Origin of the sequence: Lachnoclostridium sp. (genome assembly GCF_031997925.1) — a bacterium.
Classification (GTDB): Bacteria; Bacillota; Clostridia; order Lachnospirales; family Lachnospiraceae; genus Lachnoclostridium.
Genome location: NZ_DAMADT010000003.1, coordinates 73,605 through 87,293, shown reverse-complemented (window position 1 = coordinate 87,293; position 13,689 = coordinate 73,605). Strand labels below are relative to the sequence as shown.

The following is a 13,689-nucleotide window of genomic DNA, read 5'->3' as shown; positions in this document are numbered from 1 at the left end:
TTTCTAGTTAATAGCATTTGCTCCAGCGATAATCTCTGTTAACTCCTGTGTAATCGAACTCTGACGAGCACGGTTATACTTAAGTGATAAATCAGAAATCATATCTTCTGCATTATTTGTAGCAGAATCCATAGCCTGCATTCTTGCACCATTTTCACTAGCAAGAGCCTGTACTAAGGCGCCGTAGATAAGGCTGTTAATGTATTTTGGGATAATCAGATTCAATGCTTCTTCTGCTGCTGGCTCATAATTCATTAGAGTCAGACGCTCGTTTAAATCCTCTTTATTATCACCCTCCTGTAATGCTGCTTCCACATCCACTGGTAGCAATTTTATAAAAGTCGGTATATGACTTACTGTATTCTTAAAGGATGTATAGGCAAGGTAGATTTCGCCCACCTCATCTGCTACAAATGCATCAAGCACAGCCTGACCGATTTCAATAGCACCTTTATAGGTCGGTTCATTCATTACTTCCGAATAGTCTTTTGCAATTTGGTAGTCTCTTCTCGCTAATGCCTCTTTTCCTTTACGACCTACGGCATAAATAACAGCATCCTCTTTTTTGATATCACTACCCATAACGAGCTTTATGATATTGGAGTTATAACCACCTGCCAGACCACGATTGGAGGAAATTACAATAATCGCCTTCTTATTTGATTTACCTGCTGATAGATAAGGATGTGATATATTACCGGACTTACGAAGCATTGATAGTACAGTACCATACATATGGTCAAAGTAAGGTTTCGTATTCTCAGCCCTTGCCTTTGCTTTTTGCAACTTTACTGTAGAAACTAACTTCATGGCCTTCGTAATCTGCCCGGTGTTTTGAATACTTTCCTTACGCCTTTTAATATCTCTCATTGAGGCCATAGCTTCACACCCTCTCTATTAGTTCGTAAACTCTTTCTTGAATGTTTCAATTGCTGTGATTAGAGCTTTCTCACATTCTTTATCCATTTCCTTCTTTTCCCGAATGCTTACAGGAATTTCGGGATACTTCGCATCGATATACTCAAATAATTCTTTTTCAAAACTTCTAATTTTACTAACCTCAATATCTAACAAATGCTTCTTTGTTGCAGCATAGATAATGATTACCTGATACTCAACTGGCACTGGTTTATATTGTGGCTGTTTTAAGATTTCTCTAATTCTCTCACCTTGTGCAAGTTTTTCTTTCGTATCTGCATCAAGGTCAGAACCAAACTGAGCAAATGCAGCAAGTTCACGATACTGCGCAAGCTCAATACGGATAGGACCTGCTATCTTCTTCATCGCTTTTATCTGTGCAGAACCACCTACACGAGATACGGAAAGGCCTGCATTCACCGCTGGGCGGAAACCTGCGTGAAACATATCGGTCTCCAGATATATCTGACCATCCGTGATAGATATAACATTCGTAGGAATGTAAGCAGATACGTCACCTGCCTGCGTTTCAATGATAGGTAGTGCTGTCAAGGAACCACCACCAAATTTATCACTTAATCTAGCAGCACGCTCTAACAGTCTGGAATGTAGATAGAATACGTCACCTGGATAAGCCTCACGTCCTGGTGGTCTCTTAAGAAGCAAGGAAAGTGTACGATAAGCTGCTGCATGCTTCGTTAAGTCATCATAAATTATAAGAACGTCCTGTCCAGACTCCATCCATTCTTCTCCTATAGCACATCCGCTATATGGAGCAATATATTGAAGTGGCGCCAACTCACTTGCAGTAGATGCAACTACTGTAGTATAGTCAAGAGCACCATATTCTTCTAACGTTTGCACTATATTTGTAACCGTAGAAGCCTTCTGACCAATTGCAACGTAAATACATTTTACATTTTGACCCTTTTGATTGATAATCGTATCAAGAGCAATTGCTGTCTTACCAGTCTGTTTATCACCGATAATAAGCTCACGCTGACCACGTCCAATTGGAACCATGGAATCAATCGCTTTAATACCTGTCTGTAACGGTGTATCTACGGATTTTCTTGCGATTACACCAGAAGCTACACGTTCTATTTGACGGAATTTTTTTGTTTCTATCGGCCCTTTCCCGTCGATTGGCTGTCCAAGAGCATTTACGACACGGCCTAACAATGCATCACCAACTGGAACTTCTACTACTCTACCAGTTGTTTTCACAGTGTCACCTTCGTTAATATTCTTTATATCACCAAGTAATGTGGCGCCGACATTATCTTCTTCTAAGTTTAACACCATGCCATAGACGTCTCCTGGAAACTCCAGAAGCTCACCTTGCATTGCGTTTGCCAGACCATGAATACGAGCAATACCATCTGCTACTTGAATAACAGTACCAACATCAGATACCTCAAGCTGCATGCTATAATTCTTAATCTGCTCTTTTATGACTGAACTGATTTCTTCAGGTCTTAAATTCAAGAGATAAGCACCTTCTTTCTGCAGATTTCTTCCTTAAGTACCGCTTTTACTATAATGTTTAGCCAAGCTGTATCTTAAAGAGATTTTTTGATAGCGTGTTTAGCTGCGATTTTAGGCTGCTATCCACTATTCTATCTCCGATGCGAATGATTAATCCTCCAAGGATTGACGCATCCACCTTGTAATTCATCTCAAGTTGAACATATTTTGTTGTAGCCAACAGCTTATTTTTAATCTTTTCTTGCTCCTGCTCGCTTAATTCTACTGCAGAAGTCACATAAGCTATTCCAATGTTTTTATGCTCACGAACCTTTGCCAGAAAATAATCAAAGATTCCGGAAATCTCATCATATCTTCCCTTCTTAATAATAATTACTAGGAAACCGGTAACATCATCGCTTACTCTACCTTTAAAGATATTTTCAACAAATGCTACCTTTTCTTCCATCGTAATCTTAGGATGATTTAAGAATTTGATGAGTTCCGTATTCTCATTAAACACTATCTTCACAGCTTTGATTTCTTCTTCTATTATATCAAGAGACTGATTTTCCAAGGCCAAATCAAATAACGCTTCTCCATATGTTTTGGATACTAGTTTTGCCATGTCTCATCACCCATCTCATTCAAAGCTTCATCAATCAACTGTTTTTGTTTTGTTTCATCTATGTTACCAGCAATAATTTTGCCAGCCATAACGGATGCTACAGCAATCATTTCTTGCTTTACTTCATCCTTCATCTTGCTCTTATTCAATTCAATTTCTTTATTTGCTCTATCTTTAATTCTAGAAGCTTCCACCTTTGCTTCATCAACAATTTCATTCTCACGCTTTAATGCCTTCTTACGACCTTCACTTAAGATCTCATCCACTTCCCTAGAAGCTTCTTTTATCTTTGCTTCGTAATTAGTTTTTAATTGCGCTGCTTCCTTTTTATCCTTTGCTGATGAATCCATTTCCTCTTTAATACGGTCTTGACGTTTTTGTAAGAGTTCTCTGGCCGGGTTGAACAGAAAATACGATAAAGCTAAAAATAGTACAAATATGGCAAGTCCCATAATGGCTACATCTGCCAGAAGTTGCGCGTCTAAACCAAAGATACGGTTTACTAGACTTGATTCACTCGCTCCCGTCGCCAATACTGTACTGTTATACATGCTTGCTATCAAATTGCCCACATTTCGGCCTCCCTTCCTTTATTATTTTCTAGAGGCCGATTACAGCTTACCGAGAAGTGGGTTAGCGAATAAGAGAATAATAGCAACCGCGAAACCATAAAGACCTGTAGTCTCTGCTACTGCTTGTCCTAAAAGCATAGTAGACATAATGTTACCTCTTGCACCAGGATTTCTACCTACCGCAGCTGCACCATGACCTGCTGCAATACCCTGTCCAATACCAGGTCCGATACCTGCGATCATCGCAAGACCTGCACCAATTGCTGAACAACCTAAAACAAATGCTTCATTAGAAATCATATATAATTCCTCCTTAATCTTTCTTTTACTCTTATTGTAAACTAATAATTATGCATCCTCAAATGTATTTGAGATAAATACCATCGTTAACATACAGAACACATAAGTCTGAATGGCTCCTGAAAATATATCGAAATATATGTGTAACGGAGCCGGTACAAGTAATAATATTACCTTTGGTAATAATCCGTAAATCAATCCCATCATAACTGTACCCGATAATATATTTCCAAATAAACGCAACGATAAAGATAATGGCGTTGCGAGTTCACCGATAATATTAATCGGGGTTAATGGCAGTGGTTTAAAGAGATTTGTAACGTGTGCAGCTTTTTGATACTTAAATCCATTGTAATGGATAAGTACAAAGGTAATCAATGCCAATGCTAAAGTCACACCATAATCTGCTGTTGGTGGTCTCATGCCAAACAATCCAGAGAAGTTCATTAACAAGATAGATATGAACAAGGTACCGATGTAATTTGAAAACTTCAAACCATGTTTCTCGCCCATATTAGCTTTGGTCATATGATCAATACTTTCTACCAAGTACTCAATCAAATTCAAGAACTTGCCAGGTACCTTATAAGGATCTGCTTTTTTAATACAACGGTTCGCTATCACAGCAAATACTATGATGACAATCATCACAACCAAAAGACTTATATGTGTTGTAGTAATCCATAGCTCATGCCCAAACAGATTATACCGAATCAGACCGTCAACACCAAAGGTTATATCATCCTTTGCCACCTCTACTGCTTGTGGGTTTAATACGCCTGAGGAAAGCATTATGCTTCCTAAACTCACTTTTTCACCCTCCTTTTCTCTTATTTTTTGCTTAATAATTTATGGGTTAACGGCTGCATATACGCCGATAACTTCAAACATAATACTCCTAGTATCACTGTAATTACGTTGATACTGTTGATATAAACTGCAACCAATAATACTACAATAATTAACATAAGACGAAATATTGCATTTCTCTTTGTGTAGCTCACGGCACTCTTTTCATCCATATATAAAGATTTCTCAATCGTTGAATACATACTAAATGTTAATAATACTGATACTAATGTTCCCAAACCAAGCCCAAGATAATAGGCTAGCTTATCTACTTTTAAAAATAAACCTGGAATAAAAAATAAGATTGCAAATACTGCGATACCAATTAATAATTCCTGAAATGTTTTTTTCCCTTCATTCATACTAAGCAACCTCCCATTTATTTTTAATAATAATCTCACTTCTGCGCTTATCTTTGGGTATTATCTATCTTCTTGTCTTCGATTCTCGCGTTCCTTTTTCATTTCATCCAAATAATTTAATTCAGCATCTTCTCTTGCCTTGTCTTTCGCATAAAATGATTTTGTCATAAGATAGATGTTACGAAATGCTGCCATAATTCCAAGTAAAATTCCAATGATAGTAATATAATTGGTCCCAAAACTGTCGTCCAACTTCCTTCCAACATAAACACATAAGAAAATCGGAACAAGCATACTGATACCAATTTGGCTTATCATTATAAGTCCTTTCGCTACACCGCTCTTATTCTTCATACACTGTATAACTCCTTAATACTGTTTTTTGGTATTAATTATATTTTTTCTTCTTTTTGACAGAGTATGAGTAATATTATACCATTTTGTCTAAGATTGTCCACTTTCTTGTATCAGAGAAGTATAGTGCATTATTCTCAACGAATCCGTCAATCACAAAAGCTGCTATACTAACGTTTTTTTAATATGCATACTATAATATATGCAATTTCCGTCATTATAACAGCCCCTAAGTTATTTAATTCTCCAACATAGAGATTCTTCTAATATGTCTATCATCATTGGAAAATTCAGTTTTTAAAAAGATTTCCACAATCTTTAATGCAAGACCAGGTCCAACTACTCTTCCCCCCATGCATAGTACATTTGCATTATTGTGTTGTCTTGTCGCTTCTGCGCTAAAGCAGTCATGGCATAATGCCGCTCGCACTCCAGCCACCTTATTTGCTGCCATGGAGATACCAATTCCGGTTCCACAAATCAAAATGCCGAACTCACATTCCTTATTTGCAACTGCCATAGCGACATTTTTCCCAAAAACTGGGTAGTCACAAGATGCTTTCGAATCAGTTCCAAAGTTCTTATATGGAATCTTCTTCTCCTCTAAGTAAGCGATTACTTCCTGCATTAATTCATATCCACCATGATCACAACCAAGTGCTATCATTATATTTCCTCCAATTCAAATCTTTCGTTTATTCGGTACTATGGTAACATAGAACCGTAATCTTGTATATCATATTTTATCCCGAATCTTACCTTTGATTCGTTTTAAATTGCACCGCCAATCTTATAATTGGAACATACTTGCTATTTCAGTTCAAGTGTGAAGCTTTAGAATTTCTTAGGTGGCATTTGACACCTTAGAAATTCTCTTCACACTTCTCTCATTAACTGGTACATCGTTTTCTTGACTAATAGAGCAAGTTCTTCAAAGCACTCTTCATAATCAAGAAGTGTTCCGCCATATGGATCAACCACATCGCCAATTTCTCCGACATATTCTTTTATACTGTATATGTTACTTTCGATAACGTAATCTAGTATGAGCTTTAATTTTTGTTTGTATGTCATGGTCAATATCAAGGTACTTTCTGTCACCTCGGAAGCTTTAAACTGCTTCGTCGTATGTCCATTAATTGAAATGTTATGATTTTTTAAAACCTCTTCCGATTTTGGATTGATTGGTTCTGAGAATAAGACAATTAATCCTCTTGATCGTATTTTAATCTCATCTTCTTGTATTAAATTTTTTAGAAGTGCTTCCGCCATTGGACTACGGCAAGTATTCCCTGTACAGACAAAGATTACTTTATCATACTTTCGTGGCATGATTTTTCCCCCTACTTTTGTTTTCCTTAAACTTTGTTCTATGTCAATCTATTGTAACAACTTGATAACCAGCAGCCTTTAATAGACGATTCATAATGGCTTGTCCTAAAGAATTATCCTCAAAGCTTTCTGAATAGATATAAGCTGCATTGCTAGTATCAAACTCGCGAAGACATTCAAATAAGTGTGCAGCAATTGTTTCTTCATTTTTTCTAGTTCCGATACTTTTTACATCTCCATAAAAATAAAGATCCTTCGTTTCTTCGGTAGCAAGGATTCCTACATGAAAGCCTTCTTCTGTCTTTTGCTTTGCAACTTCATTAATTGCTTTAATTACCTGATTTGTATCCCCTTCATAAATGGTAAGTTGTCCTTTCGGTGCATAGTGACGATATTTCATGCCAGGAGCTTTTGCTACTACTGGGTCACTTTTCTCCTTTTTTAATACCGCCTGGTCATATTCTGTTCCCCCAATGCACTGATTCAACATCTCTTTTGTAATAAACCCAGGACGTAAAATCACAGGGTTCTCACCAGTCAAATCTACAATGGTTGACTCTAAACCTATCGTAGAGGATCCACCATCGATGATCATGGATACGCATCCATCCAAGTCCTCAATAACATGTTCCGCCTTTGTAGTGCTTGGTCTTCCCGATTTATTCGCACTTGGTGCGGCTAAATAAAGGCCAGACTCTTTTATTAGGCGTCTAGCAATCTCATCCGATGGCATACGGATTGCTACCGTATCAAGGCCTCCTGTCGTCTCCAATGGAACCAAATCACTCTTCTTTAATATCATCGTGAGCGGTCCCGGCCAGAAAGCGTCAGCTAATCGATACGCTTCCTCCGGAACCTCCACTACCAAATCTTTCAGTGCTCCTATATTTGCGATGTGAACGATTAAAGGATTATCGGAAGGCCTACCTTTTGCTTCATAGATTCGCCTTGCCGCTGTCTTATCAAGGGCATCACCACCAAGTCCATAAACAGTCTCTGTAGGAAACGCTACTAGCTGTCCTTCTTTCAATAATTCTACTGCTTCTTTAAAATCTTCTGAATTTAAATTATCTCGATCCATTCGCTTTATTATTGTTTTCACTGTTCTACCTTCTTAACTCTTTCTGCATAATCAATCTACCTCTGGAATGTGAATAAATCAATTATTGCTCTATCGTATTTAAGTACCTCATTACACCCATATGAATTGCCCACGCCATTTCTCTTTGATATTTTTCTGTACTCAAAAGTTTAGCCTCCTTATGATTAGAAAGGAAGCCACACTCAACGATAAGGAGTGGACAAGTGGACTTCTTTAGCAGGTAATAGTCCTTATTTGGTTTTTCCATTCTATGATTACCATCGGTAATACATTCTTTTAATGTTGCTTGCATAATCTGGGCAAATTCTTTTCCCTGTTCAGATTCCGTGTAATAGAATACTTGAGCACCATAACTTGATTCTTGCGGAAAACTATTTTGATGAATGCTTACTGCTAAGACTGGATTTGCCTCTGCCATCAATTGAACACGTTTTTTTAAATCGGAAGCCTTTTTACCTGAGACACCTTCTGTATGAAGCGCTTCATCTGTGGTTCGTAGCATTACTACCTTTAAGTCATTTAGTTCTAATAACTCCTTTAAATGCATCGCAATCGCCAGATTGATATCTTTTTCAAGTACTCCATTCACTCCAACTTTTCCAGGATCAAATCCTCCATGACCAGCATCAATTACAACAGTTAATCTATGATCCTCTTTCGGCTGTTTAGACCTTGAAAACATATGTTTCATGGTTTCAACGCTCTTATCTGAGAGAAGTAGCATCGAACAGAGAACCAAGATTGCAAATAAAACATTAAAGTAACGTTTTTTCATTGTTCTGACCTAGTTTCCTTGCGTTTCTTTATATCATATGAAACGAAAAAGATTCTAATTCACATATTTCTGAATAACATTCCATATGCTAGGTTTTTCAAATCCTAATCTCCAACTTGCAACACCAGCCAAATCAGCTTCAGAGATTAGTTTCATCTTAGCTTCAATAGATTCCTCTTCCTCTAGCCAAATTTTATATTTTGCACCGTCTTTCTCATACTCTGAATAGTATTGTCCTGTCGTTTGATCCCAGCTCTTTGTTGCTTTGTTCGCTTCTAACGTTTTTTCAGCACTCGTCATACTAACTGCCTCAGAAGCAAGTGCTGGATTACCAAGCTCCGTATATTCCTTCCACAGTCTTGAATAAAATGGTATTCCCATAATAAGCTTTTCCTTTGGCACTTGAAGTAACGTATCATCAATTGCTTTTTGTAGAAAACCGATGGACGCAACAGAACCAGCTTCTTCTGATTTACTGTGGTGCTCATCATATGCCATTATTATAACATAATCAAGTACAGCCCCCTGTTCTTGTCTGTCATAGAACTTAGAGTAAGATGCTGGAACATAAGTATCAGATGATAATACAATCTGATTGCTTCGGCACTTCACAGAGAGCTCACGTAAGAATTGAATATAATGTGGACCTGTTTCCACTGATAAATTCTCAAAATCAATATTAATACCATCGAGGTTATATTTTATAGCTTCTGCTATCAATTCATTAATCAAACGCTCTCTACTTGAAGTTTTTGATAATACCTCATAGGTATCAACATTAGGATCAAAATTATCCACTAGCGCCCATACTTCAATTCCCATACCATGAGCTTTTTCTATATAGCTTTCACTTGCCAAAGAGGCTAATGTTCCTTCTTTAGAGTTAATACGATACCAAGTTGGTGATATCGTCGTAACACCCTTCGTAGAATCTATTACCTCTCCTAACTTTTTATTAGCTTCTTGATTGGTAACCTGATGCCAGGTTAAATTAATTTTATAATCTTTTGCAATGCTTGAATATACAGGAGCTTCAAAGGTACTAGTAACCTTATCATAGTAAGAATTTGAAAGGTTCTTTTTACGGACGTATCCTCTGATTCCTTCTTCTGTCATAACGGTTAAAAATCCATTTGCTTGATTTCCACCATTATTGATTAATAAAACACGATCACCTTTATTAAGTTCTTTTAAAATGGGACTTTTTATGGTTGCTCCTGTTCTTACCTGTGTTGCATTCTCCACATCGGCAAACAAGTAATCTCCCCATTTACACTGAATTACAACTAAATCCGGATTTTCATAAGCCATATAACGCATATCAGAATATTCTGCAACAAATGGTAGTGCTACATAAACCTCTGTATTAACCATCTTTACGACTGGATAGTTTGCTGATACTTTGTTTTTATTAACAAGATAATCTTTTGTTCCTACCTCTGCCTTAATAATTTCTGTTGGTGTTGTGTAGATTAATACATTTTCTATCGCATCCCAATAAAATCTCTTATTGAACTTATCTTTTATGGTATCGAGATCCATATATAAAACACCATCTAAAAGTTTTGCATTTTTCTCATAAACGATATCATCCATGATAACCATCGCTTCCCCTTCAGGAACTTGATAGTATTCGGATAATGCTTTTACTTCTTTACTTGGTGTATTTTTTTCAACGATATAAGATACAACAATCGCAAGTACAACAACCACTACCGCGACAGCTCCGATGATTGTAATTCTTTTTCTTTTATCCATCTTAAAAACCATGCCTTTCCATAGCCTGCAAACTTTGGGACGCAGGCTCATATTTGTGTGTGAAACAACTTGTTTTTTCACACTAACCTCTCTTCGTATTCTCCTATGCGTTTTGTACGCATGTGAATACCTAGGTAAACTAATCCATGGTGAATATTATAGCATTTTTCCCAAGTATCGTCATCTATTATTTCGATGATTTCCTCTCTTTTTCCTTAAAAAAATATAAATTAAGCATTAAAATTTCTTGTGTTAGTTTATAAGCTTCTAGCTATCTCTTCCCTTTTAACCATAAAATCAGCAAATTCTACTCTTAGATTTTACCCATATTTGGCACATAAAAAACAGTCTTTTATCCTAATTGCAAGAAGCAGTGTATTGAGATAATTGCTCCTAAAGCGATTTACAGATAAAAGACTGTCTTGTCATGTGAGTTCTCGAATTATTATGCGAAACTCAAGTTGCATTTATACATCTTAAACGATCAAGTAGATTACATCACTGGTGCGAGTGTTTGATTTGGAATAACGGCTGTAGAAATTTTCAGCCCTTCGAAATTAAGACCCTGATATGTATCATAAGAACATTTGATTAATTTGCTTGGAATAAGAAGGTGTGATATGCATCTTAACTCCTATTTGATACAGATTACTGATACAAAGTTGCAATGCTCATTACTTAATCATTTAAGTGAATGCCTAAAAAAATTTAAAAACGAATATCTATTGTAAATCACCTCTGCTTGCAGATGTGCTTGCCATAAATAAGAAAAAGCGTACTTCGTGAAATTTGTTTTTAAAGAATATGAAATTACATTTATTACATACGTAGCATAGATTCAAATAGACATATTGCTTCCGCTGATGGATTAAAACATACTGGTTCTAATCCAAGTACGCTCGGTTTTATCGGTAATTTTAAACCATGTGTTAATGACCTTTTTGTAGCCATATTACATATGGCTGCCTTTTTAAATTGAGTTTTATCATCCGTCATATATCTTAATAACAACTCCTCTGCTTGATACCACGGTGCATTCATGAATACAAAAACCACGATATCTAACTTTTCCTTTACCTCCATAACTTCCTTATAGTTCGTACCAAAATCAATAAGCACGCATCCATTTTTATCAGAATTTTTATACTTATATTTATAATCATTGTTTTCAGTTATATTGCATTTAGTTAAAAACTGAATTCCATGTAACTTAAATCCATCGGTCCACTTTTCGTTAACAGAGTAATAGTTTGGTAGAGAAGCTAAATCAAAACGACCACTCTTTTCAAATACAGTGACCTTATGCCCTAGACACCCACTTAGATACTGAGCCATCAATAACGTAAGATGAGTGACTCCAGAGTTTCTATGCAAACCCAGTAGCCCTATTCTCTTAAACACCTCTATCCTATTCTTTTTCATCCTTCTCCAATCTCGTTCTTTTCTTTCTTCTCATTCTTTTTTTTACTACATTTTTATTCTTTTTCTCATTCGCATCTTTTTCTTTCCATTCATATTTTTACTTTTCTTCATTCTCAATTTTTCTTTCCATTCTAAATCAATTTAAAACTAATTTATTTATCTAAAACTAATTTATTTATCTAAAACTAATTTTTTTATCTAAAACTAATTTATTTATAGGATATCTCTTAGCATTTTCATCGTTTCCGATGTTTTTCCTGTGAGTGTAATTGATTCATATGGCAATCGTTCAATTTGTAAATTCATGGCGCGTAATAGCTTTGCCTGCTCCTTTGTAGTGATAAAATTTGCTAAATAAATCACTTTACTACTTTTTAATAGGTTTTGTTGCTGTTTTGTGTTAGTTATCTCCCAATCCTTTGCCCCAACAACAGTAAAACAATGTTTTCCTTTTAAGAAGTCCTCTCTATATTCTTCTCTGAGAACTCCATAATCATAAACAATATGCTTATACTTAGATAACATTTCATCAGAGAGAATCCTCCCTTCGTAGAAAGGTAACATAGGAATTCCTTCATATTCGTAGATTCCATCTGAATTTAGTCTCCCATTTTCCGTTAACATATCACATACTGCACGTGTAGGATTGCTTTCGATATAAAGGCAATTTCCATATTGATATTTTAAAAATTTACATAATTTTATTGCAAAATGAGTACATCCAATATGACGTTGTGAACCACTCACTGAATAACTAGCTGACGCTTTTCCTTCTCCGGCTTTATTTTGTTTTTGTTGTATCTGTAATAATCGTTTTTTAATCTCCATGATAGACGAATACCTGATTGTCTTCTTAAGCATTAAGCAACGATTAATAACCGCTGATAATTCCTTGCTACATCGGTTATTTTCTTCAATATTTTCCCCTTTTCTCCTCGTATATTCTTGTCCGAATACCATATAATACAATACCATACCAAATGCATAGATATCCGTGCGCTCATCAAGAATCGATTGTTCATACTGTTCCGGTGGCGCAAACCATCTTGTTCCAAAAAAATCTTTTCGTATATCTGATTTTCTTATCGCACTACCAAAGTCAATTAAATAAAGTTCAGATTCAGATATCAAAAGATTTGAGGGTTTTATGTCAAGATGAAGTACAGGTTGCTTTTGGGAATGAAGATACTTAAGAATATCACATAATAAGATTGCATATGATAGAATCAACTTCTCAGAAATATCAAAAGATTGACAGACACTTAATAATGTTTTACCTGGCAGGTATTGAAGTATTAAACAAGTAAAACTCTCAGTTTCAATGAAATCAAAGACACATGGGATTGATGGATGATGTAGACTGCTAAGAACTTTTGCCTCTTGGTATAATCCCCTACACAAAGGAGATTTCTTATCAATTTTCTTTAAAATACAAAGACTATGTAACGATATATGTTCCGCTAAATATACTATAGTATCCTCATGTCTTTTCAGTACTTTTTGGATACGATATTTTCCAAACCAAAGGTCGTTTTGCATACTCTCCTTTCTACCGGAAAATAGATGATCATTAAGCAATATAAATTCATGAGCATAACGCGTCTCATAAGTTTATCAAGATGAATTAGCAAGTCAATTCGCTTGACATGTACAAGAAAAAGAACTTTGAGAACTTTCCTTGTCATGAATTAAGATGGGAAAGAATCTATCTCTATTATAGATAACTTTTCTTTCCGATGCAATGAGAATCGTCAATCTGTGCTGTACAAAGTAATGTGATATTTTTAGTAATTCTGACGAGAGGACTAAAATGCATAGGTTATTGACTTCTCTAAGGTTATCAATTATAC

At 35.9% G+C, this 13,689-nt stretch carries 15 protein-coding genes; all 15 read right to left on the bottom strand.

Going from position 1 to position 13,689, the window contains the following annotated elements:
• Positions 1-3: 3 nt before the first annotated feature.
• The 15 genes from atpG to RTP52_RS03295 all read right to left on the bottom strand — a co-directional run bounded on the left by atpG (position 4) and on the right by RTP52_RS03295 (position 13,378).
• Positions 4-879 carry an ATP synthase F1 subunit gamma gene (gene atpG / locus RTP52_RS03365; RefSeq protein ID WP_312101010.1) on the bottom strand — a complete coding sequence of 292 codons (876 nt, stop codon included), beginning with the start codon at positions 877-879 and terminating at the stop codon, positions 4-6.
• A gap of 18 nt (positions 880-897) precedes the next feature.
• Positions 898-2,406, bottom strand: a complete 1,509-nt coding sequence (gene atpA / locus RTP52_RS03360; protein ID WP_312369232.1) for a F0F1 ATP synthase subunit alpha — start codon at positions 2,404-2,406, stop codon at positions 898-900.
• A 58-nt stretch (positions 2,407-2,464) separates the two neighbouring features.
• The gene (gene atpH, locus RTP52_RS03355; RefSeq protein ID WP_312101006.1) at positions 2,465-3,013 is read right to left on the bottom strand and encodes an ATP synthase F1 subunit delta; all 549 of its coding nucleotides are present in this window, start codon (positions 3,011-3,013) and stop codon (positions 2,465-2,467) included.
• Entirely contained in the window at positions 3,001-3,585 is a 585-nt protein-coding gene (atpF, locus tag RTP52_RS03350; protein WP_312101004.1) for a F0F1 ATP synthase subunit B, read from the bottom strand. Before atpF ends, atpH begins: the two co-directional genes overlap by 13 nt.
• A gap of 39 nt (positions 3,586-3,624) precedes the next feature.
• Positions 3,625-3,885 (bottom strand): ATP synthase F0 subunit C, encoded by a 261-nt coding sequence (gene atpE, locus RTP52_RS03345; protein WP_012201736.1) that lies wholly within the window; start codon positions 3,883-3,885, stop codon positions 3,625-3,627.
• A gap of 48 nt (positions 3,886-3,933) precedes the next feature.
• Complete coding sequence (gene atpB, locus RTP52_RS03340; protein ID WP_312101020.1) at positions 3,934-4,677, bottom strand: F0F1 ATP synthase subunit A; 744 nt, start codon at positions 4,675-4,677, stop codon at positions 3,934-3,936.
• A 38-nt stretch (positions 4,678-4,715) separates the two neighbouring features.
• Complete coding sequence (locus RTP52_RS03335; RefSeq protein ID WP_312101000.1) at positions 4,716-5,096, bottom strand: ATP synthase subunit I; 381 nt, start codon at positions 5,094-5,096, stop codon at positions 4,716-4,718.
• A gap of 60 nt (positions 5,097-5,156) precedes the next feature.
• Complete coding sequence (locus RTP52_RS03330) at positions 5,157-5,450, bottom strand: AtpZ/AtpI family protein (RefSeq protein WP_312369230.1); 294 nt, start codon at positions 5,448-5,450, stop codon at positions 5,157-5,159.
• A gap of 238 nt (positions 5,451-5,688) precedes the next feature.
• On the bottom strand, positions 5,689-6,117 hold the full coding sequence (gene rpiB / locus RTP52_RS03325; protein WP_312100995.1) for a ribose 5-phosphate isomerase B: 429 nt from the start codon (positions 6,115-6,117) through the stop codon (positions 5,689-5,691).
• Positions 6,118-6,326: 209 nt separating this feature from the next.
• The gene (locus RTP52_RS03320; protein WP_312369229.1) at positions 6,327-6,782 is read right to left on the bottom strand and encodes a low molecular weight protein arginine phosphatase; all 456 of its coding nucleotides are present in this window, start codon (positions 6,780-6,782) and stop codon (positions 6,327-6,329) included.
• A 43-nt stretch (positions 6,783-6,825) separates the two neighbouring features.
• Positions 6,826-7,884 (bottom strand): L-threonylcarbamoyladenylate synthase, encoded by a 1,059-nt coding sequence (locus RTP52_RS03315; protein ID WP_312100989.1) that lies wholly within the window; start codon positions 7,882-7,884, stop codon positions 6,826-6,828.
• Between the two features lie 61 nt (positions 7,885-7,945).
• A complete protein-coding gene (locus RTP52_RS03310) occupies positions 7,946-8,659 on the bottom strand; it encodes an N-acetylmuramoyl-L-alanine amidase (protein WP_312369227.1) in 714 nt (237 codons plus the stop codon).
• Between the two features lie 54 nt (positions 8,660-8,713).
• The gene (locus RTP52_RS03305) at positions 8,714-10,498 is read right to left on the bottom strand and encodes a glycosyl hydrolase family 18 protein (protein WP_312100985.1); all 1,785 of its coding nucleotides are present in this window, start codon (positions 10,496-10,498) and stop codon (positions 8,714-8,716) included.
• A 738-nt stretch (positions 10,499-11,236) separates the two neighbouring features.
• On the bottom strand, positions 11,237-11,839 hold the full coding sequence (locus RTP52_RS03300; protein ID WP_312369225.1) for a hypothetical protein: 603 nt from the start codon (positions 11,837-11,839) through the stop codon (positions 11,237-11,239).
• Positions 11,840-12,052: 213 nt separating this feature from the next.
• Complete coding sequence (locus RTP52_RS03295) at positions 12,053-13,378, bottom strand: serine/threonine protein kinase (protein WP_312100980.1); 1,326 nt, start codon at positions 13,376-13,378, stop codon at positions 12,053-12,055.
• Positions 13,379-13,689: the final 311 nt, after the last annotated feature.